The following is a 20,332-nucleotide window of genomic DNA, read 5'->3' on the forward strand; positions in this document are numbered from 1 at the left end:
TTACCCAATCTGCCTCCCTTCAGCACTGACCCATATCGGCTGTTTCTTTGTCTTTTTGATTTCCTCGAATTTCTCGCCCGCCCATTCCAGCACAAAATTTCCAGGATTACCATTACGCACCTTCAGCAGCTCAACCTGCCATCGCGGGAAACCGAGGCCGGGCATACCGTCTTCTGCGACCGAAGGCAATGGGCTGATCCTCCACCTTGCGGTGGCCACTGTGCTAGCTGTTTTGTTCTCGTCTTTCCGAAGGATAAATCCGGTAACACCACTGGCCTCAACTGCCAGCTGTAATCTCCTGGACTCGATGAGGCTCAGCGAACCGACCTCGGCCACGACCGCCGCAAGCCCTTCGCATTTGAGCGCTTCTTCTGTGATCCATAGCACTTCTTTTTCTGTTTGCACATCCATAAAGATGATCCGATCTGGCTCAACGTTAAAATGGCTGAGCGAAGCGGGGAACAGATGTCGCGATGTGCTTGCCCATACGCAGGCCGCACCATTTTCCATCAGCACGGCGAGAAGCCCTGCGATAAACCCATCGCTTGCCGCCGATTGCTCAGGGGCTATAGTAATAAACTCATGGATTGCCTTTTTCGGGAATACGGCACCAGGGAAGGCGTCTTCGATTTCTCCAAGACCGATACGTTCAGCCTTGCCCGCGGCTATGGGCTTAAAGCCCTGCCACAACAGGATATCCTGCTGCAATTTTTGAAACAATTCCTTTTTAGCATCCATGACAACTCGGTAAATTTTATACTATTATTTTTAGTAATTACAAATTTAACAACAAACATAAAGCTAAAATTGTTAGTAAATTATAAAATGTTGAAAAGATTGTGTTTTTGGTGGAGAACTCTAGGCGGCTCAGAGCATAACGTTGTGACCTTGCAGCTCTGCTCAGTCAATAGCATCGGAGATTGTTTAACGTGATAATTTGTTAGATTTGAAGATAGAATTACCATTATTCAAACAAGTATGAAGTCTACGGAACCAATCAGGCTATTTGCCCTCGATACTTCGTTTGTCGAATCCCAGAATTTCCTTGGGGGAAAACTGCTGAAAAACCTCGGAGATCTGGGGAAAGAGAAACAGGTAAAGATTTACATCACCGATATTGTCTATAGGGAAGTTTTATCCAGGTTCGCCAAACGCCTTTTGGAGGAAGAGAACAAGATTATCACGGTCAAAAAAACGATTGCCCAAATTAGGGTATTAAAGAATTTTAAGGATTATGAAGCATATTTTACCCTGCCAGAACTGGATAGGGCCAAACTTATAGATCAGTTCAAGAAAGATTTTGACGAATGGATCAGTTATGCGGAGGTAAAAATCCTGCCTACCAAAGGTCTGACAATCGAAAAAGTGATGAACGATTATTTCGAAAGCAATCCCCCCTTTGCATCTGCAAAAAAGAAAAACGAATTTCCGGACGCTTTCAGTTTTTACGCGCTCGACCAATATTTTAAGATTGGCAAGAAAGAATGCTTTTTCGTAACATTCGATACGGATTTTGACAATGCTCTCTCCAACTACGTTAAACCTATTAACGATATCGCAGAAAAGCTTGACCTCATCAACAGGGCCAATGAAAACAGATCTGGCATACTGAAGCTGATCGAGGACACCTATGCTTCCTCAAAATCAAAATTGGAGCATGATGCAAAAATTCGTTTTTCTAACTACCTAGAGGATGTCGCGAGCGCAAAGACTGAAATCAGGGGGATCGCAATCGATCATCTTGAATCATTTGAAGTATCTGATTTTAAGTTTGATCGCTATAACATTGTCTCGACCGGTGGATTTGGCGCGCAACTACAATGCACAGCTATCGTCCAATACACCGTTACTTTGATATTGAAGGATGAGATTCACACGCCTCATTTAAGCAAAAACGAATTTGGATATATCGGGGTCGAATATTCCCCCTACGTAATGGAGGCTGAGAAAGCAATAAATTTTTATGTTACCGTAGACTTCAACCTTGGAACCGGAAAGGCCAATGCGAAATTAACGGACGCGGTTAGCCCGACAGGCATAGACATTTTTGACGATTGGGACTATGATCTTTTATTCAATCCGTCAAAAGTCCGCTAGCAATCATTAACAGCATACCGCTCTGCTGACGATCTGTCGATCAGTGGCAAGATCATTCTTAGCGCAAATCTTAAAGAGGAGGCGATCACTCAAATTCGAACTCTATTTTTTCTTCAAGACAAAGCGCATGAAATTTTCGCTCCAACAGATCCGCCAGATCACATGTCGAACTCAGCTGCAAAATTTCAGCTCGAGTTAGGACCAGTAGTCCCACACCTAATTTACCTACCGCCCGCGTGATTTCAGATTTGGCCGCCTCAGTTTCATCTTTGCCCGTTACTCCCGAAAGTGACAACAGTATTCCATACCTAGCTGTAGTATCACTAACCTTATTGGCAAACCAGTTGACCTGCTCGCTTGTGGTTTTCTTAGCCGTGTTCTTGCATTCGATTGGAATAAAGCCGTCGAGAAAATGAAGCTCGGAAATACGCCTGTCGTTTTTGTAGATGATGTCAAGTTCCCTAGAACCGCTCTTGTTGAATTTATTTTGAGCATAGAGTTCCAAGCCTTTCATTTTGCCAAAAAGATAGCGCCCCAGCTCCTCAAGGGCAGCGCCCTTATGGTCTGGAAGCTTGGCTGCATCGGATTTCTCCAGCAGCTCCTTTATCCTTATGGTTGAAAACTTAGACATTTTTATTAGTATTCCCTTTTATTTAAATAGTATGTAAAAACTTTTTTTACCTTTTATTCTGCAATTATTTTTTCCCTAGTATCCGCTTGTGCCTATAGTATGTTACCGAACTTTATTCAAAAGTTTCCACTAAGGTCCGAACACGTTTTCAAACGGTAAACGACAGGTCATTTTCAAACGCGTTTGGTAAATTCCGTCCTATATATCAATAGATAAAACCTTCCATTTTTATCATCAATTATTGCAGAAAAACATTGCCCAACATAGCCAGAGGGGACTGCCCAGAAAAGGACAGGCTTAAATAGCCATATATTGCTATGATAAAATTTCCAGATTTCATCATAGCCTGGGCAAACTTAACAGCAGGCGGGCGATGCCGAAAGGACAGGCAAATCGGCTCGCGCAATCAAGCGCAGCGCGAACCTAACAGAGCCCAGAAAAGAAAATGATCATACCTTTAGAAAGGGTGGTATCCCCACTTTACCGTATAGATAAAAAAAGCGATTTCTATATTAGGAAACAGCGGTATCCCCAAAAATTATGATGGAGAAATTAGCGCATAAAAAAAGGGCGGATATACATCCAACCCTTTTCCTTGTTCAAAAAAAATTTATTGCTATCCAGCCATGCCGGGTTAACCAGCTTGTTTTATAGGTATGGTTTTACATCCTTGGTTTGCGACCTGGTAAGCTCGACGGCAACCATTCCTGGATCCCTTTAGATTGAATTACTAAAGAAAAACTAACTCCAATGGTCAAACTCGAGCACCTCCTGGTCGATAAATTCCTGCTTGATCTCAGGGAGCTCGGGATATTCTTTTTTATTGATCGCTCCCTCAAGGCGGTATTCTGGACCGATGGTACATCTTTCCAGCAGGCGAGAGGGGATCTGCGTCATCGCGATTTCGGTAATACGGTCATCGCTCAGATCGCCCATCAGCCACTCCCATGCCAGCTCATCGGTAAGTATGCATGGCATGCGCAACTTGGAGTTATGCACCTGCTTCATCAGCTCATTGGCCTTGGTGATCCCGATGGCAAAGGTTTTGGTGACCTCGCCAGTATCGGTATTTACCCAATCGCTATAAATTCCCGGAAGCCAAAAATATTCATGGTCTTTAAGGGTAACCTGATAAGGGTACTTGATCGTCTCTTTGAGTTCTTGTCCTTTCTTTCCAATTTTAGGGACATGCCTAGATTCCACTATGCCCGTAGAAAGTACCAGGCATCTGCGCGACCTGGCCGCATCCTTCCACATCGACCGCTTGCCGCTCTCGCTCACCCATAGGTTCTCCGCCTTAAAATTTAATGTCGTAAGTTTCCTTCGGAAAGCGATGGCCTCATCGGCGCTCATCTTTCCGGGCACATAGCCCCACTGTGCCTGCACAAGCTCAAAATCGCGCCTGTCATCGGTGGCTATCGCAATCGCGCATGGTGGGTAATTGAACCCATTGTGCACATCCACATCCAAAAAATCATAATCTCGGACCGCTTTTTCTAATTGCTTAAGCTGGATAAACTCAGCCCTTGTTACCTTTTGACCATTGTAATAACACATAATCTATTTCCGTTTAGCGCGGATATGATCCGCAATCAATTTTCCAATATCCGTAGCTTCCTTCTGCCGCCCTTGCGGGATAGAGGTCCAAAACTTTTTACCATTTGCACCTATGGCCACAGCAATCACCAATGGCTTTGCTCCAGGCCCATAGCTAACATGAAAGACCCTTTTGCCAGCCAGCTCGTGCTCTGATACCTGCAGCACTTTGCCTTCGAACTCGAGCTCAAACGGCTTTTCCATTTCCCTCATACCTAAAATTACTAAAAAGAAATTACCTACGTATGATGGCCAAGTCATTTCGTACAACCCAGAATGCCTTTCGTCCAAAAATTTGGATTCTAAATGATTGACAATTTGGAAATGGTTAGTTTATGGCTAATGAATACTGATTTAAACTGGTTGTATATCGTGGCACCATTAGTGTGGCATTTACGGTAGCGGTAAAATTGCCGTCAACAACTGCTAACAAATAATCAAATGGAAAAATTAGCATTACTGGCCCGCCTCGAGGCCAAACCTGGTAAAGAACAGCAATTGGCTGACTTTCTGAAAAACGCTTTGCCCCTGGCGGTAGCAGAACCCGGTACCATTCGTTGGTATGCGCTACAAATTGGTCCGTCTACCTTTGGCATATTCGATACATTTGCCGACGAAGCTGGACGGGACGCTCACCTAAACGGTGATATCCCCAAGGCCTTAACAGCTCATGCAGATGAATTACTGGCCGTGCCGCCAGTGATCGAAAAAATAGATCTGCTTGCCGTTAAATGAAATTAAAACTCTAAGTTCCCCGGTAATTACTGCCGGGGAGATTTCTTCATATCTTCGAACAAAAGAAAAGACCGATCTGCATAAAGCAAACCGGCCCGTAAATAAAAAACCAACACTGGGAGATTAATGGCTAACTATCCTGCTGCTTCCCAGATCAGCCGCAGGAGTTTCTTAATGGTATCGCGGAAAATTTCGCGTTCCTCTGGTATATTGATATCAATGCCGCAGACACTGCTCTTATTGTTCTCGGCATGCCACACGTTGTAATAGATGCCGCCAAGTATGATTGCAAAACAGGCGCGGAGCGAAATATCACCTCCCTTGGCATGCTTATCGGCCAGTTCCAATAGCAGCGCCGCCCGGCTTTCGCGCTGTTCGGAAACTTCCCTCATTGTGGCATTTACCGATGAGATCTGCCAGAAAATGAATTTCTGCATTTCAATATTACTTCCAAAAGTATCAAACTGGTTCTGGAAGATACCAATGATGATATCGCGCAGCTGTGAAAGCTCCGGCAGCTCCCCATCCCCGTATTCGCCCAATATCGGAAACCAGGAATCGGTGCTATGGATATAATCTTTGAGCAGGTTGTTATAATCGCCGAAATAGGCGTAGATATTCTTCGGATCGACATCAGCCTTTGCCGCCACTTTGGTGACAGAAAGCCCATGGTGTCCATCTTTCCGCAAAATATCCCCGACCGCCTGCAGTATCGCGGCCCTGGTCTCCTCGGAATTCCTCTTTCTAAATTTGTTCTTTCTGGTTTTCATTTAAGGTGGTCTTCGTTGTAATCTTATTCGTACCTGCTTCCTATCTTAAGCTTAGCCGATATATCCGCAAAGGCGTTCAGGACCCTATCCAAATGTGGCCTGGTGTGCGTGGCCATTAGGCTCATGCGGATCCTGGAATCCTTTTTGGAAACGGCCGGATACATAATGGGATTGGCATACACCCCGGCCTTGAGCAGCAGCCTTCCCACTTCCAATGTTTTAGGGATATCACGGATCTTCACCGGAACGATGCCCGATGCCGTTGTCCCGATATCCAGGCCAAGTTCCTTAAGGCCATTTTTGAAATAGATGATATTCTCCCAGAGCATATCCTGCCATTCCGGCTCCTCGTCTATAAGATCTATTGCCTTAAGTATAGACATCGAGGCCGGGGAGGCGGTTACCGAAAACAGGTGCTGACGCGACTGGTACTTCAGGAACTGGATCAGATCCGGGCTCGCCACCACATATCCGCCCACGTGCCCGAAGGTCTTGCTGAACGTTCCGGTAATGATATCCACCTCTTTCAGCAGGTTATGCTCCTGGATAAGTCCTCGCCCGGTTCTCCCGATCACCCCAACGCCATGGGCATCGTCTACCATAAGATAGGCTCCAAAGTGCCGGGTGAGCTCCAGTATTTTGGTAAGCGGGGCAAGGTCGCCGTCCTGGGAGTAAACGCCATCCACTACCACTATACGGGTGCGATGGGTAGCCTGGCTTTCCCGGAGCGCCCTTTCCAGCGCATCCATGTTATTGTGCAGGAACATCTTGACATTGGTATTCATGCAGCCCTCGTAGACGCTGGCATGTACGGCCATATCCAAAATTGCCATATCCTCCTTTCTAAGCAGACAGAGCAGGCTTGCACTATTTGCCGTGTAGCCCGTGGTATAGGTAATGGCCGCCTCACGTCCAAAGAATCCTGAGATCTTCTGTTCCAATTTTTCATGGAAGGAGAAATGTCCACCGATAGCAGGGGATGCGCCGGCACCTGTACCAAAGCGGCGGATCCCCTCAATGGCAGCTTTCTTCACCGCCTCGTGCTGGGTAAATCCCAGGTAATCATTCGATACCAGACTTACGTAGCTTTTCTTGCCGCCGTAGCCCGCAATATCCATTTCAACCTCCGGGCCGCAGCCGCTCTGGCTCTCCATACGGTAATTGAGATGGCCACGGCTGCGTAGATACTCCAGGTATTCCGAAAAGTAACCTGCCCGCTGGTAGGCGTCCATTCCCTCGATGTTCTCAAAGTCCTTAAAACTCGCTTTTTCAAAATTTATGTTCATAATGTTTATTCTTATTGGGAGTAAAAGTATCGCACCAACTCCAAGGTCATTTTGAATTAGCAGGTTATTTTAAAAAAGTCTAAATAGGCGGTAAAAACGGTGTTTAAATCTGGTTGAAGCGTGGCTTCACGTATGAAAATTTTGCACGTCGATCTGAAATTTCGGAGGACAATTAACAAATGTTAACTGCCTTTCAGCATTCCACCGGCTCCAGGTAGATCTCCGCCTTGAGCCTGGAGAAACTCACCGGGCTCATGTGCAGATAGGCGGCTATCTGCTTATCGAGAAACTGGATCTCGTTCTCTTCTCCAAGAAAGGGAAACTGCAGAAAGAACTCGCTGACCTTTTCGATCCCCTTCATATCCAGCAGCATATTTCGGATCCTATCCTTATCCATGATGCTGGCCAGGATGTTGGCAGCAAGCAGCATGGCTCCGGGATGTTTCGCAAATACCTTCCTTAGCGAAATGCTATCGATGGACAGCAACTGTGTACCGCCGCAGGCGACAAGCCCGGTCTTTGCCCTTCGCTTATTGAAAAAGCTATTGGGAAGCAGTGCGATCTCGCCCTTTGGAAACAGCCTGAACGGCACCTGATTGCCATCTGCATCGAGGTAATATGCATAGGCCATTCCGCGCACGACGAAGAACGCTTTGTTAGCCACCTTATGTAAATGCTGTATCTCTGTAGGCTTATGGTATTCGGAAAACTCCATCTCCGAATCCAGATCGTTGCGGAATGTGACCTCATCGATCCTCTTGAAACCATTCAGAAAAGCGAGCAGATTCTGGAAGGCCACCCTTGGCAGCCTGAGCTTGTTTTTGTTCATATTTTTTAGGTATTTGGTTAAACAAAAAAGACAGGCTTCCATCACGGAATACCTGCCTTCACTATAACGGGACTGACTTGTTACTTATCGCTGGAAAATGCATACACGGTCCTGCTGTGGTAAACATCGCCCGGCCTCAGCACCGTACTCGGAAAGCTGGCCTGGTTTGGGCTGTCCGGGAAATGCTGGGTCTCCAGGCAGAATGCCGTACGGAACGCGTCCGCTCCGCTACGAAGCTTATTTTCCCCCTTCATAAAGTTCCCCGAATAGAACTGCAGTCCAGGCTGATCGGTAAAGACCTTCATCACAATGCCTGATTTATCGCCCTTTACCATGGCGCTAGGAATGATCCTGCTTTTATTCAGCACATAGTTATGGTCATAACCCTTACCAAACTTAAGCTGCTGGTCCTCGTTCCCAATCCTGCTCCCAATGGTAGTGGCTCCCCTGAAATCGAACACCGTTTCCTCGACGTCGCGGATCTCTCCGGTAGGAATCAGCGTGCTATCCACAGGCAGGAACGCATTTGCATTCACCATCAGCACATGGTCCAGAATACTGCCCGAACCGTTCAGATTGAAAAACGCATGATTGGTGAGGTTCACTACCGTAGGCTTATCCGTTTGCGCCCGGTACTCGATGGCAAGCTCGTTATTTCGGGTGAGGGTATAGGTAACCTTGACCGACAGCTTGCCCGGAAAACCGTTCTCTCCATTTGGGGCACTGAGCTTGCAGACCAGCACCGAATCGCTTTCCTTTTCCAATCTCCAATTTTGGTACTGAAATCCGGTTTTACCGCCATGCAAGGTATTAACGCCATTGTTGATGGTCAGCTGATAGGACTTACCATCAAGGGTAAATTTTCCCTTTGCAATGCGGTTGCCGTACCTACCGATTGTGGCACCATAATAAGGCTCCGTTGACAAGTCATAATCTGCAGGATCCTGGAACCCCACCACGACATCAACGAGCTTTCCATTTCTATCGGGTACTTTCAATTCCATCAGCCTCGCGCCATTTTCGCAGAATTTGGCAACTGTTCCGCCGGCGCCATTGATGGTAACGGTTTTATAATCTTTGCTACCGCTGCACCCGGCATTCAGGGCGACCATTGCACCGATTACCAGCGCGGCAAATGTTTTTTTCATTGCATTGAGTGTTAATGTTTTCATAGGTAGATTGATTTAATCGGATATTACTTTTTCATCATTTCAATAATCGGTTGATGAAATTATTTATTAGCCCTTTATACTCTGGTCTGAGCCGCAGATCTCCATGTCCACCTCCCGCGAGGATAAACTTCTCTTTGATGGGTGACCCTAAGTTTTCCCATATCCTTTCCGCATGAGCTTTTAGGATAATAAGATCTTCCCGACCATGGATAACCAACGCGGGCATGGAAATTCGCTTTGCCATCGCAGCATTATTAAGTTCATATGCTGGACAACGACCTGCTGAAAATTCCATTTCGTCAACAGATGAATAAGTACTTTCCATTACCACGGCTACAGCGGGCCTGTTCGCGGCTAAATAAGCAGCCATTGCACCACCCATGGAATAACCGTAAAGAATTATTTGATCTGGACTATAACCAAGACTAATTGCATATTCGTAGATTTTTTCGGCATCGTTATACAACTGTTCTTGGCCATCTAAATTCCCACCTGATTTTCCAAAGGACCGATAATCGGAAACCAAAATATTATACCCCCAGTCGAAGACCATCGAGTGGTTATCTAAAAAATTTTGCAGGTTTTTGGCGTTCCCTTGGAAATAGATCATCAAAAACCGATTTCCTGGCTTTTCATGCAGGAATGCATTTAAATTGACATCCCTGTCAACCGGAATAAATATTTCCTTGGTAAACTCTGGCAGCTCAAACCTGTAGTCCAGATTTAATTTCACTGGCTCAAATATTACCGCCGTCTGCTCTGATATGTTGTTTGAAAATTTCATGGTCTATAAATCTCTAAAAAGCGCGACAGGCCATCCGGCACATGTCGCACTATCATAATTAACTAACCAGCTATAACTAAACCAACAAGAACGTCTAGCTGGATACCTATCATTTATTTGTTACTCTTCATTATTTAATGCATTTGATTGGGCAATGCCCTATGGGGACAGGATCGCCCCGCCCCCCGGGACTCTCGACAACTATTAACTAAAACTAACTTATCTTATAGGGCTGTCTTTTCTGCCTTTTCATTTACCTTGGACCATTTGCCAGCCTCCAACAACGCGGCCTGATGGTCGCCGCCATGTCTATTGACATCTATTCCCAATACCTTTCCGCCATAATAGAACCCAATGTTGCCGGGAACTATCGTATGTCCTACGATGATGCGCCTTACGCCAAAAACTTTGAGCGTCTGAGAAACCTCATCTTCTGTGGCCTTTGGATCAAAAAAATAACCGCGGTACCAGAACAGCGAGCTTTCCCCCTTAAAAAAAGGATCTATCCTGGGATCGCCAACACCTTTAAGTACCTTGACCTTATCGTAATATGGCCTGCACAGTTTGTTGATATCGGCTATGGAAAGCCCAAGTGAATTGATGACAGGGGATACCCCGGCATGCATGCAGAGGTTATCTCCGATTTTTTCTATTGTGTTCTTGGTCCGCAGCCATCTGCCGATCTCGGCATCTGCTCCATACAGCGACATGTAATCAACACCCATGATCTTTGCGGACTCCATATATTTTGGCTGCACATACCGCAGGTCTCCGGACAGATTCATGATATCATGATTGCCTAATATGGTATGCACATAGCCACCTGCCGTCTTTGCCAGGCCTTCAAGCTTATAGATCAGCCAGATGCTCTCGGGAACTGAAAGGCCGCGATCGAACAGATCGCCGCAGATCACCAGATGTCCCTTGCCGTAGGTCCACTCGTATTTCTCGTTGATGATTTTGTTTGCGATGAGCAGTTTGCGGAACCCCTCGAACTCTCCCTCGATATCCGAAACCACGAACATATTGTTTGGCTGCTGGTATTCGGAAGGCTCTGGCTTAAGCTCCCCCATTAGGGGAACTGTGAAATTCCAATCTGGATGTCCATCAAAACCTACCTGTATTTCCTTTGCTGTTTTGTCGCCACGAAACATTGCTTTTAGAACCGGCCTTCCGCCCGCTACCGCTCGTACCAAAATGCTGTCCCCATGGTAGGTGACATAAGGCCCATCTGTGATTCCTTGCGCATAACCGCTAAAAAAGAAAGCGGTAAAGATGCCTATTGCTATTATTTTTTTCATCGTATCCATTTTTACCCTACACTTTCTTTTGCTTTTTTAACAGGCACCCATACCTGCTTAAACTCCATAATCTTACTATCGATCAGGTACCTTAAAATAAACCTGGCTTCTGATTCCGACAGCTCAAGTTCCTTTGCTACCTCTTCGAGTACAAAGGCATCTTCAGAAACCGCCATGATAAAGGCATCTACCACTTCTCCAGGTATGCCCAATTCTTCCAATACCATCATCTGTCTTTTTTAGTAAGTGACCTGATCAGCTCCACCTCTCCCGGATCGTAGGGCGTCCCGTCTTTTCTGAATATATCATGGAACCAAAGGGGAGGCTCTTTCCCGCCCCATTCTTTTTCGTCCCAGGCGTATTTGGTCTGGGTCTTTCCATCGACCAATCCCCAGTTGATGGCGATCACCTTCTGCTCTTTAAGCATCGGCAGTATGGTAGCAAATGTGCTTCCGCGTTTTCTTGCCATGTATTCTGTGCAGACCAGTGGCCTGCCCGCTTTCTTAAGTTCCATGATCTGTTTAAAGTGGACGTCGGGTTTCTCGTAATTATGGTAACTGATCACATCTGATCTGGAAAGTGCCAATTGATTGAGCTTTTCGAAAGGCTTTTCATCGTTCCAGACGCAGATGGTGAGCGGCTGGGATGGACGTACCTGCCATGCCCAGCCAAATACCTTATCCGCCAGTTCATACGCCTTTTCCATTTTTCCGCTCCATCCAGGCTCATTGTACAGATCCCACATCAGAATGCGCTTATCATTTTTAAACGTGGTAAGGATATCAAGCGTGTATTCTTTAAGCAGCTGCTCGATACCGGGAACCCCGTCGTACCAACGCTGTCCCGGATCCTTAACCCAGCCGCTGTTGTGTATGCCGGGTTTCGGCTCTGGTTGTTTGCCGGAATTGTAGATTGGATCCCAGCAATCATCGAACAATACGATGACTGTTTTTATACTGTGCTTCGCGGCGATGTCCAGGTATTTCTTAACTCTGCCTTTGAAACCCTCCTTATCCTGTTGCCAGGCCACATGGTGAAGGTAGACCCTCATGCAATTCATGCCGATGTTCTCTGCCCATCCTAATTCTTTATCGATCTGCTTTGGATCAAAGGTCCCGGCCTGCCAAAATTCCAATTGGTTGATGGCATAAGCAGGGGTGAAGTTCGCACCAACTGACCACCCCTGTTGGCTATACCATTTTTTTGCCTTTCCTATAGGCCATGTCTGGGCCCATAGCGACTGGGCCAGCAGCATTATTCCAAGTAGTGTTGTTACATTTTTTCTCATTTGATTAATATTTTATGTCTCCCGGGAGCTAGTTGTCTTTCGTATCCCGCAAGTCCCAGCTCAGCCTTTACAGCAGCTGGTATGGTCACATACAATTCTATTCCCTTTTTGACCCTTTTCCATTTTACTCCGATTTCGCCATAAGGGCTTTCATGGAACGCGCTGGCCCAAACTAGCGCGTTTGGAAAAACCGGAACGATCTTAAAGCTTTCAAATCCGGGATAGTCTTCGTTAATTTTAATGCCCGCCAAACTGCGGTAGCACCATGCGCCAAAGTCGCCGAAGAACACGTGGTTTAGCGATTCATCTTTTGGCTCCCAGCCTTCGTACAAAGTAGTTGCCCCTTCGCTGATCCATTTGCCCCAACCGGCTTTTGGGTTGGTAAGCAGCGCAAACGCCTCGTCCGCATAGCCATTGTCACTGAGCGCGGACAATACCCATTTTGTACCCAGCACCCCGAAATCGGGAACATAATTTCTGAAGCGAACACCTTCTGCAAGATCACTTGCAACCCTGGCTTTTGCACTTTCAGGACAAAGGTTATTGACCAAAGTGCCACCGAGGGCGGTCAAGGTCTTTATTTTGTAGCTGCCTGTTGAAAGGTCGAAAAACTCCTTATTGAATGCCTCTTTTACTTTTATCGATAGGTCTCTGTAATTGTTCCCATCCTCGGCTTTGCCAAGGGCGATTGACATCCTGGACAGCACCTGCAGATTTCTAAAGAGAAATATGGTAGAGGTCAGGGCCTTTGGTGTTTTTTCTATGGAAAGAAAATCGTCTAGCCCCGTTGTATAAAGATACCCAGTACGCTTTGCCCGCTCCACCAGAAAATCTACGTACCGTTTTACCGCAACGTAATTTTCACTCAGGATCACCTTATCCGCTGTAGATAGGTAGACCTGCCAGGTGATCAGCGGGAGGGCCGATCCCCAGGCTGGCCCGAAGTCGTGGTCTTTGGGATCGATCCAAGAATAGCCGATTCCCTTAGTAGGCGCCACTCCGGGGAGATTCCCATCTGCCAATTGAACGTCACGGATATCGCAAAGAAATTTTCTATAGCTAGAAGCCGCATCATAGGTCCATAGCCCCAGCTCGCAGAGCAGATGGGCATCGGCCAGCCATCCCATTTTTTCCCTTTGTGGGCAGTCTGTAGGAATTCCAATATAATTTGAACGGTAGCTTTGCAGCGCTGCAGTATTGAGCATGTTCAGCATTCTGGAAGAACTCTTAAAACTGCCCACAGGAGTAAAGTCTGTACTATAGAACTGTCCGAGTAGCGATGATTTTGAAAGCTCAATGGCTCCTGACACCTTTACCTGGACATACCGAAAACCATGGTAGGTAAACCGGGGCGTATATGTTTCACTTCCCTTTCCACTTAGGATATAAACATCCGTAGCGAATTTGGGATCCGTCTCGGGGCCGATCATGTGCCCGGCATTATGCTTTTCGTCCAGGTTTCCATCGCCATTAAGCCTTTCGCCATATTTGAGCACTACCGTATCGCCAACCTTGCCCTTGATCTTTAGCCTTACAACCCCCGCAAAATTCTGCCCCATGTCATATAGATAATACTGGTCTTTTAACCTGGTAAATGTTGCGGGCCTCATGTACCGGATCGCCTTAACTGGAGGCATCCGCTGTTCCTCGAGTATGCCACCAGGAGAAACTGTAGTCAGCGCGTGTTTCCATTCGCTATCGGAAAAACCAGGTCTATTCCAACCCGGCTGTTCTTTTCTTGCATCATAGATTTCTCCTGAAGCAAGGCTATTGGACTGTCCGCCACCACTCGCCCATTTCCACTGGGCATCCGATGAGATAACTTCTTTTTTGCCGTCGGCGTATTCCAATTCCAGATCCAGGAGCAGCCTTGGCGATCTACGCCAGCCGATCTTATCAAAATTCCAAATCGTTCTGCTCTGTACATTAAACCATCCATTGCCGAGCTCTATGCCAAGGCAATTAGTACCCGCCTTTAAAAAGGCGGTCACGTCATACTTGTTGAAAGCCAGGCGCGAATCGTATTTGGTGAAACTTTGTTCCAGCTTATTATTGTTTATGCCCCGGCCGTTTAGATGAGTAATCTGGTAGCCTAGGCCGATTACATAGAGGCTAGCGCTTTTAAGTTTTGCGCCAACTTCAAATTCTCTTCTAAGCAGGGGAGAAGGGGCATAGCCGACATCCTCGGTTGCGCATATCCATTTGCCAGCAAATTCATGCGCAGGCTGTGCGATTGTATTTTTAGCATTTATAACCAAAGCCATGCAGATTATGACCAAAAAGAAATAACGTCCCATATCACTTCACTGCTAGTTGAACAACACTTTTAGGCGGAAGAACCGCTTTCAGCTTTCCGTTTTCAAACTTCGCCGCGTTAAATGCGGCCAGCTTGACCTCGGGCATCTTTCCAAAATCATTGAACGAATTGATCTTTGGTGCGGTCAGGAGCTGACCGGAAATACTTGAGCCATTCAAATCAATATAGATGGTAATTTCCTTTACCGGATCCAGGTTGACCAGTGTGATATTTGTTGCGCCATCCTTAATGGAGGCCGATGCATTGACCGCTTTGATGGACTCGCCGTTATAGTAGTAGTCAGGAGCGTTGATCGTTAGCGGAATGAGCTTGGCATCCTGGTGAACTTTCATCAGATCAAATACATAGTAACTAGGCGTAAGCTCCATTTGTTCTCCCTTTGTAAGTATCACCGAATGGATGACATTTACCGTTTGGGCTAAATTGGCAACACGAACGCGATCCGCATGATTATTAAAAATGTTCAGCGTAGAAGCCGCTATCAGCGCATCCCGCAGTGAATTCTGCTGGAAGAGCCAATCTTTCGGCTGCCCAGGTTCCTGAGCAGTCCAAATGCCCCACTCATCGACCAGCAGTGCCACTTTTTTCTGGGGGTCGTATTTATCCATGATAGCGCTATGCTTGCTTACCACTTCCTCCATTTTTAGGGCATTTTTTAATCCACTAAAATATTCATCCTCACCGAAACTGGTTGCTGAACCCGAAGGTGGCCAATGGCCTTTGATGAGCGTGTAGTAATGTAAAGAAAGTCCCCACATCTGGCTCCAATGGATGTTTTTCATGCAGACTTCGGTCCAATTGTAGTCTTCGGAATTTGCTCCAGAAACTATTTTTTTAAGCTTAGGTGACCCAGGATATGTTTCGCAGAAGCTCGCATATTGTTTGTATAGATCCACATAATGTTCTGGGGTCATGTCACCCCCACAGCCCCAGCTTTCATTGCCCACTCCCCAGAAGGAAACGCCAAAAGGTTCTGGGTGTCCGTTTTTTCGACGCTCGTTAGCGAGTGTAGATTTTGAATCTGAATTAAGATATTCGATCCAATTTGCCATCTCGAGTGGAGTACCTGTACCCACGTTCCCAGCGAAATAAGGTTCACATCCGATCTTCTCGCACAGTTCCAAAAACTCATGGGTTCCAAAGGAGTTGTTCTCTTCGACCATGCCCCAGGTAGTATTGATCCGAACTGGGCGCTTTGCCTTTGCCCCAATTCCATCTCTCCAATGGTATTCATCGGCGAAACATCCGCCGGGCCAACGCAGGTTTGGAACCTGTATTTTCTTCAGTGCTAAAACGATATCCTCGCGGATCTTCACATTGCGATAAAATCCATCATAGATACTTCTACCCAGGTGTTCGGCAAATTGGCCATAAATATGTTTACTGATGGTCGGCGCCTCAGCTTTTGCCTGTAAAGCTACTTCGGCCTCTTGCCCAAAAACCACGACAGAAATTAGTGTGAATAACAGTAATAGAGAATGTCTCATTTCTTTGGGTTATATTTTTCTTCAAGGATCCAATTGATACAGTCGTCAATCCACTGCACTTTTGCCTGACGATTGTGGACACCATATCCATGTGCGCCTTTTTCATAAAGAAATAGCTCAACAGGCACATTGTGCTGTTTCAAAGCGGCTGCGAAATACAGTGTATTCTTTACATCAACAACCTTGTCATCTATACCAGACGTTAAGAAAGTTGGCGGCGTCAGCTTTGTAACATGTAATTCATTAGAAAAATAGTTAATCTGTTCTTTTGTAAATGATGGCCCGAGCAGGTTCATCCTAGAGCCTTGATGTGTAAGCGAATCTGCAAAACTGATCACCGGATATATGAGTACCATGAAATTGGGCCTGAGCGATGTGTTCTTTGAGTTATCCAATGTCGTCGTTGCAAAACGGGTGCCGACCGTTGACACCAAATGACCACCTGCTGAAAATCCCATAATTCCGATTTTATTAGGATCGATCTTAAAGTTCTTAGCATTTTCTCTAACACATTGGATGGCACGCTGCGCATCAGTCAGAGGAACAATTTCCTTCCTATCCATAAGCGTTGAAGATGGGACACGGTAGTCTAACAAAAATGCTGTTATTCCTGCTTCATTTATTTTAATGCAAGCTGGAATCCCCTCTACACTATTTGCCCTGCCGCCGTATGATCCACCGGAACATACTATTATCGCTGCTCCTTTGGCCCTGTCTTTCGAAGGTTTAAATATGGTTAATTTCGGAATTTCTGTTTTTTCAAAGGCAAAAGGGATTTTCCCCTCGGGGTAAAGAGGAATGATTTGTCGCGCTCCAGCACTCAGGTGAAACAGACAATAGGAGACAAATATTATGTATGCAGTTTTCATTTATATCATTTTTGTGGTACCCAAAAGCTTTCTGGTTTGATAAGATTGTGCTTTGTAGAGCACTTCAAATTTTTTGTGTGAAATAGTACTAGAAATCCACGTGAAGATGAAGTTCATTGATATGAAATGTGGTATCTGGAAGCCTCTAAATGGCCGAGGAACGCATTTATTTCTCTCGAACTGAAGCAATTTTTATCTCAATTATCTGCTATTCCAAACCATCGTTAATTCGACCAAATTTAGCACCGCAAAACATTTTCAAGTTAAATCAACCTCCCAAAATCAGTATTACGATCTAAAACAGGAATCTGAAAATCAAGCTAACAACTACAGAAATTTAATGCTAAGTCATCCTGGACTCCTTTTAGGAACAGTTTATAACGCAAACACTAATTTGGGTTAGCGGCCACTCTGAAAGGCTTTAGACTATTAGATTCAATCGTTGTTAAACAGAAAAGCAATCAGTATAGGACAAAAAGCGCATACTTTTCCAAAAAAACCGCCTTCCTTATTGATCTCTTCAAGTTTTTTTTTCATTTAACTGTTGTATCAGATGTGATTAGAAAACCTATATAGTACAATTCCCTGCTTGTATGTTGCCAACAATTTTCCTTTGGAAATAGTGAAATTAGTCACCCAATCACCTTTGTACTTAGGCAAATAAAAGCTAAAGAGGTATTTACCATTTTTTACGTTATAAACATCAATAGGTGAGTTTAGTTCAAAATCGTTCACAGATTCATTGTCCGCACGCAAACCAGAATTGACATATAACCAATCCCCTTCTAAACAAGACTTTCTATTTACAATGGCCATAGGCGATGCCATGCCCAACTCTCCCTTGTCCAATTGTCCAAGCTTATATTTGATTTTGGTAACAGTGTCAATTGTATGTTCTTTGGCAAGCAATTTCAGGCTGTCATTCATCACCAAAAACTGGTTGAAATAATGAAATAAATAAACCAGCCTTTTGTTATTCTGATCATACAAGAACATACCGTCCCTACTGAATACCCCATCACCTTGGATACCATCAAACGCAGGAGATTTGGCAAACGCTGTTTGACCCGGGTACCAATGCCCCAAGTTCAACAAACCCCGATCTACGATTCTGGCCAATACCTTCGTCGATTTGGTCATATAGACTTTATTGGCTTTTGATGGATATGTAATTAAACCTTTAACTTGCCAGTCTGAGATAGTTCCATAAAAGATGTGATTGGTTTTCAGATTGGTAACGTAAAAATAAGGCGGTGCGATTTGTATGTCTGTTCTCCCAAATCCATTTTTGGACGTATCTGGAAAAGCAATTACTCTGGTTTGCGTATCTAATTTATGTATGTTAAAAGTTAAAATCCTCCCAATTTCCAGCCTGTCCCAAAGATAAAAACCAGTATAATCGGCCCCCGCAATACCCAGTTTTCCAGCATTGATAACAATTTCCTTTTCCTGAGTTAAAAGCCCAATCTTAATTGATCTGACAAAGCCATTATTTTGATTGCTTATACTTCTTGATCGTAAGTATAACGCAAGTACAAGTCCAACAGATAAAACCGTAATTAACCCTAAGATTTGAATTTTTGTTTTCATTCTTCAAAAGCTAAGAAGGGCCTAAATAACCCTTCCTATTTTGTTTTAGTACTCCTGATAAAGTAGATCGGTCTGAATGCTAAAATTACAGCCATATTGAGAGGCATAAACCAAAGATCCAGATGAATAAACTCTGCAAAGCGGTCCGTAGTTCTCCTTGGCACAAGGTGTTGTCCCTTCGATGATGCCTAAAGAACAGATGCTGTCAGATGGCCATGCCCTGTGCCACCCGGTTTGATAAAACCTGGTACTGCTTGCAACTGCAGATCCTGAAGCGAGGACAATTGCAAATAAGACAAACATTTTCATTTTTTTCATAATTTTAAATTAGGGTGATGCCTACTCTTTTCCAGATTTTCGGCTGCCTCTGATTTTGGCTCTATTGAGTTTTAAGCTTTTGGGCGGTCAAGGAATATCGCAATCATGATGATGATTACAAAACATAGATTAAATTTGAGATGCAACTCCCAACTTATTTTATCTAATATCCCACCGCATGAACAAGGTATATTTTCCGTAAAACGAGTAATGCAAAAAATGTAAGCCGAAAAGATTACCATCAATCCCCAGGAAAGGTAAAGCGCCAGTAAGCGTCTCTCTTCAGAAAAGAATAGAAATACAATACCTAACTCTATCAATGGAACTACCCATACTATAAAGCCTTTAAAATCAGTAAGTAATGGAGACTGCCCTATTTGTGTCCTGAATTTATCATGTTCAATTAACTTATTCATTGCTGCATACATCAATAGGAAAACGGTCAAAATACTTACTATATTGATAAAAAAAACTCGCACTGAAAATGTAAATTGCCTACGCATAATTTTTGTTTTTTTTTCCTAGCCAAAAATATTTTTAATATTACTTTCTTAATAGCAGATACGAGCCAAAAGATGTCAAAGTAATGCTTTTGCTTTGACAGCTTTTCGAAAATCTTGCGGTGTTAGTCCAGTAATTTCTCTGAAGCATTTGCAAAAAAAGGAAGCAGTACAAATTCCTAATTCACAGCTGATTTGTTGTACAGTCATATTTGTGTAAATCAGCAGTTTTTCTGCTTCCTGGTGTATTCTCGCTTGTATCATCTCATACACGGTTTTCTCATAGTAGGTTCGCAAAAGAATGTTTAACCTTTTCAAAGACATGTTCATTCTCTCTGCATAAAACTCAGACTGATGTTCTTCCGTAAAATGCTTTTCGAGCAAGTCAAAAAATTCAAGAGCTAGAATCATCTCGCTTGGAATGCGATTTTTAGAAAAATGTTCAATACCCTTTATCATATGTTTATTTTTTTAAATATTTTCCTCACGGCCCTAAGTAGTTAATCGGACCCTTGAGCGCTGTAGCGAAAAGCAAAGTGTTTCCCATCACAAACTCTCCATCCAGCACAGAAGCGGGATAAATTAATGGGGTTTGCTCATCGACATTTAACTCACTTTAGGAGTCTTTAATCTCCTGAGTTACCTCTGGGCAAATTATTAAGACTGAAGGCCGGTAAATCAGCGCCATGAAATCCGGACGTGTAGCAGACCATTACCGGTGTGATTTTGTTAAAATGTGCGCGGATTGCAAAACCAAATGTC

Annotated in this window: 21 protein-coding genes; 2 read left to right on the top strand and 19 right to left on the bottom strand. The window is 44.6% G+C overall.

Annotation, left to right across the window (positions count from 1 at the left end):
- On the bottom strand, nt 1-738 hold the full coding sequence (locus FFJ24_RS21320; RefSeq protein ID WP_210419409.1) for an ImuA family protein: 738 nt from the start codon (nt 736-738) through the stop codon (nt 1-3).
- A gap of 240 nt (nt 739-978) precedes the next feature.
- On the opposite strand from FFJ24_RS21320, the gene FFJ24_RS21325 reads away from it, so the two are divergent.
- Nucleotides 979-2,097, top strand: coding sequence for a PIN domain-containing protein (locus tag FFJ24_RS21325; RefSeq protein ID WP_138819169.1), 1,119 nt, complete (start codon nt 979-981; stop codon nt 2,095-2,097).
- Nucleotides 2,098-2,182: 85 nt separating this feature from the next.
- Here the strand turns inward: FFJ24_RS21325 and FFJ24_RS21330 are convergent, their stop codons facing one another.
- From FFJ24_RS21330 to FFJ24_RS21340, 3 genes are all read right to left on the bottom strand, one after another.
- Nucleotides 2,183-2,728 carry a restriction endonuclease gene (locus FFJ24_RS21330; RefSeq protein WP_138819170.1) on the bottom strand — a complete coding sequence of 182 codons (546 nt, stop codon included), beginning with the start codon at nt 2,726-2,728 and terminating at the stop codon, nt 2,183-2,185.
- A 741-nt stretch (nt 2,729-3,469) separates the two neighbouring features.
- Nucleotides 3,470-4,285, bottom strand: coding sequence for an SOS response-associated peptidase (locus tag FFJ24_RS21335; protein ID WP_138819171.1), 816 nt, complete (start codon nt 4,283-4,285; stop codon nt 3,470-3,472).
- Nucleotides 4,286-4,288: 3 nt separating this feature from the next.
- Nucleotides 4,289-4,585 carry a hypothetical protein gene (locus FFJ24_RS21340; RefSeq protein WP_145315351.1) on the bottom strand — a complete coding sequence of 99 codons (297 nt, stop codon included), beginning with the start codon at nt 4,583-4,585 and terminating at the stop codon, nt 4,289-4,291.
- A 180-nt stretch (nt 4,586-4,765) separates the two neighbouring features.
- Between FFJ24_RS21340 and FFJ24_RS21345 the strand changes: the two genes are divergently transcribed.
- Nucleotides 4,766-5,059, top strand: coding sequence for a putative quinol monooxygenase (locus FFJ24_RS21345; RefSeq protein WP_138819173.1), 294 nt, complete (start codon nt 4,766-4,768; stop codon nt 5,057-5,059).
- A 134-nt stretch (nt 5,060-5,193) separates the two neighbouring features.
- On the opposite strand, the gene FFJ24_RS21350 is transcribed toward FFJ24_RS21345, so the two are convergent.
- From FFJ24_RS21350 to FFJ24_RS21420, 15 genes are all read right to left on the bottom strand, one after another.
- Nucleotides 5,194-5,829 (bottom strand): TetR/AcrR family transcriptional regulator, encoded by a 636-nt coding sequence (locus FFJ24_RS21350; protein ID WP_138819174.1) that lies wholly within the window; start codon nt 5,827-5,829, stop codon nt 5,194-5,196.
- 23 nt (nt 5,830-5,852) lie between these two features.
- Nucleotides 5,853-7,115 (bottom strand): aminotransferase class I/II-fold pyridoxal phosphate-dependent enzyme, encoded by a 1,263-nt coding sequence (locus tag FFJ24_RS21355; RefSeq protein WP_138819175.1) that lies wholly within the window; start codon nt 7,113-7,115, stop codon nt 5,853-5,855.
- Between the two features lie 193 nt (nt 7,116-7,308).
- Nucleotides 7,309-7,944, bottom strand: a complete 636-nt coding sequence (locus tag FFJ24_RS21360) for a Crp/Fnr family transcriptional regulator (RefSeq protein WP_138819176.1) — start codon at nt 7,942-7,944, stop codon at nt 7,309-7,311.
- An 80-nt stretch (nt 7,945-8,024) separates the two neighbouring features.
- On the bottom strand, nt 8,025-9,116 hold the full coding sequence (locus FFJ24_RS21365) for an aldose epimerase family protein (RefSeq protein ID WP_138819177.1): 1,092 nt from the start codon (nt 9,114-9,116) through the stop codon (nt 8,025-8,027).
- Between the two features lie 34 nt (nt 9,117-9,150).
- Nucleotides 9,151-9,900: an alpha/beta hydrolase gene (locus tag FFJ24_RS21370; protein WP_138819178.1), complete on the bottom strand. Its 750-nt coding sequence runs from the start codon at nt 9,898-9,900 to the stop codon at nt 9,151-9,153.
- 224 nt (nt 9,901-10,124) lie between these two features.
- Nucleotides 10,125-11,201, bottom strand: coding sequence for a metallophosphoesterase (locus FFJ24_RS21375; RefSeq protein WP_168202523.1), 1,077 nt, complete (start codon nt 11,199-11,201; stop codon nt 10,125-10,127).
- Between the two features lie 11 nt (nt 11,202-11,212).
- A complete protein-coding gene (locus tag FFJ24_RS21380) occupies nt 11,213-11,431 on the bottom strand; it encodes a hypothetical protein (RefSeq protein WP_138819180.1) in 219 nt (72 codons plus the stop codon).
- The gene (locus FFJ24_RS21385; protein WP_138819181.1) at nt 11,428-12,489 is read right to left on the bottom strand and encodes a 1,4-beta-xylanase; all 1,062 of its coding nucleotides are present in this window, start codon (nt 12,487-12,489) and stop codon (nt 11,428-11,430) included. The genes FFJ24_RS21380 and FFJ24_RS21385 overlap by 4 nt, the downstream gene beginning before the upstream one ends.
- A complete protein-coding gene (locus FFJ24_RS21390) occupies nt 12,486-14,753 on the bottom strand; it encodes an alpha-L-rhamnosidase (protein ID WP_168202524.1) in 2,268 nt (755 codons plus the stop codon). The genes FFJ24_RS21385 and FFJ24_RS21390 overlap by 4 nt, the downstream gene beginning before the upstream one ends.
- Nucleotides 14,754-14,787: 34 nt before the next feature.
- Nucleotides 14,788-16,293, bottom strand: coding sequence for an alpha-N-arabinofuranosidase (locus FFJ24_RS21395; protein ID WP_138819183.1), 1,506 nt, complete (start codon nt 16,291-16,293; stop codon nt 14,788-14,790).
- Nucleotides 16,290-17,162, bottom strand: coding sequence for an alpha/beta hydrolase (locus tag FFJ24_RS21400; RefSeq protein ID WP_138819184.1), 873 nt, complete (start codon nt 17,160-17,162; stop codon nt 16,290-16,292). The genes FFJ24_RS21395 and FFJ24_RS21400 overlap by 4 nt, the downstream gene beginning before the upstream one ends.
- 549 nt (nt 17,163-17,711) lie before the next feature.
- On the bottom strand, nt 17,712-18,752 hold the full coding sequence (locus FFJ24_RS21405) for a hypothetical protein (RefSeq protein WP_138819185.1): 1,041 nt from the start codon (nt 18,750-18,752) through the stop codon (nt 17,712-17,714).
- 45 nt (nt 18,753-18,797) lie between these two features.
- On the bottom strand, nt 18,798-19,070 hold the full coding sequence (locus FFJ24_RS21410) for a hypothetical protein (RefSeq protein WP_138819186.1): 273 nt from the start codon (nt 19,068-19,070) through the stop codon (nt 18,798-18,800).
- 71 nt (nt 19,071-19,141) lie between these two features.
- Nucleotides 19,142-19,573 (bottom strand): MauE/DoxX family redox-associated membrane protein, encoded by a 432-nt coding sequence (locus tag FFJ24_RS21415; protein WP_138819187.1) that lies wholly within the window; start codon nt 19,571-19,573, stop codon nt 19,142-19,144.
- A 75-nt stretch (nt 19,574-19,648) separates the two neighbouring features.
- Complete coding sequence (locus FFJ24_RS21420) at nt 19,649-20,029, bottom strand: helix-turn-helix domain-containing protein (RefSeq protein ID WP_138819188.1); 381 nt, start codon at nt 20,027-20,029, stop codon at nt 19,649-19,651.
- Between the last annotated feature and the right edge of the window lie 303 nt (nt 20,030-20,332).

The organism is Pedobacter sp. KBS0701 (assembly GCF_005938645.2).
Classification (GTDB): domain Bacteria; phylum Bacteroidota; class Bacteroidia; order Sphingobacteriales; family Sphingobacteriaceae; genus Pedobacter.

Coding starts and splice junctions, on each gene's coding strand:
- FFJ24_RS21320 (WP_210419409.1), bottom strand. CDS start 738: ATGGATGCTAAAAAGGAATTGTTTCAAAAATTGCAGCAGGATATCCTG.
- FFJ24_RS21325 (WP_138819169.1), top strand. CDS start 979: ATGAAGTCTACGGAACCAATCAGGCTATTTGCCCTCGATACTTCGTTT.
- FFJ24_RS21330 (WP_138819170.1), bottom strand. CDS start 2,728: ATGTCTAAGTTTTCAACCATAAGGATAAAGGAGCTGCTGGAGAAATCC.
- FFJ24_RS21335 (WP_138819171.1), bottom strand. CDS start 4,285: ATGTGTTATTACAATGGTCAAAAGGTAACAAGGGCTGAGTTTATCCAG.
- FFJ24_RS21340 (WP_145315351.1), bottom strand. CDS start 4,585: ATGACTTGGCCATCATACGTAGGTAATTTCTTTTTAGTAATTTTAGGT.
- FFJ24_RS21345 (WP_138819173.1), top strand. CDS start 4,766: ATGGAAAAATTAGCATTACTGGCCCGCCTCGAGGCCAAACCTGGTAAA.
- FFJ24_RS21350 (WP_138819174.1), bottom strand. CDS start 5,829: ATGAAAACCAGAAAGAACAAATTTAGAAAGAGGAATTCCGAGGAGACC.
- FFJ24_RS21355 (WP_138819175.1), bottom strand. CDS start 7,115: ATGAACATAAATTTTGAAAAAGCGAGTTTTAAGGACTTTGAGAACATC.
- FFJ24_RS21360 (WP_138819176.1), bottom strand. CDS start 7,944: ATGAACAAAAACAAGCTCAGGCTGCCAAGGGTGGCCTTCCAGAATCTG.
- FFJ24_RS21365 (WP_138819177.1), bottom strand. CDS start 9,116: ATGAAAACATTAACACTCAATGCAATGAAAAAAACATTTGCCGCGCTG.
- FFJ24_RS21370 (WP_138819178.1), bottom strand. CDS start 9,900: ATGAAATTTTCAAACAACATATCAGAGCAGACGGCGGTAATATTTGAG.
- FFJ24_RS21375 (WP_168202523.1), bottom strand. CDS start 11,201: ATGAAAAAAATAATAGCAATAGGCATCTTTACCGCTTTCTTTTTTAGC.
- FFJ24_RS21380 (WP_138819180.1), bottom strand. CDS start 11,431: ATGATGGTATTGGAAGAATTGGGCATACCTGGAGAAGTGGTAGATGCC.
- FFJ24_RS21385 (WP_138819181.1), bottom strand. CDS start 12,489: ATGAGAAAAAATGTAACAACACTACTTGGAATAATGCTGCTGGCCCAG.
- FFJ24_RS21390 (WP_168202524.1), bottom strand. CDS start 14,753: ATGGCTTTGGTTATAAATGCTAAAAATACAATCGCACAGCCTGCGCAT.
- FFJ24_RS21395 (WP_138819183.1), bottom strand. CDS start 16,293: ATGAGACATTCTCTATTACTGTTATTCACACTAATTTCTGTCGTGGTT.
- FFJ24_RS21400 (WP_138819184.1), bottom strand. CDS start 17,162: ATGAAAACTGCATACATAATATTTGTCTCCTATTGTCTGTTTCACCTG.
- FFJ24_RS21405 (WP_138819185.1), bottom strand. CDS start 18,752: ATGAAAACAAAAATTCAAATCTTAGGGTTAATTACGGTTTTATCTGTT.
- FFJ24_RS21410 (WP_138819186.1), bottom strand. CDS start 19,070: ATGAAAAAAATGAAAATGTTTGTCTTATTTGCAATTGTCCTCGCTTCA.
- FFJ24_RS21415 (WP_138819187.1), bottom strand. CDS start 19,573: ATGCGTAGGCAATTTACATTTTCAGTGCGAGTTTTTTTTATCAATATA.
- FFJ24_RS21420 (WP_138819188.1), bottom strand. CDS start 20,029: ATGATAAAGGGTATTGAACATTTTTCTAAAAATCGCATTCCAAGCGAG.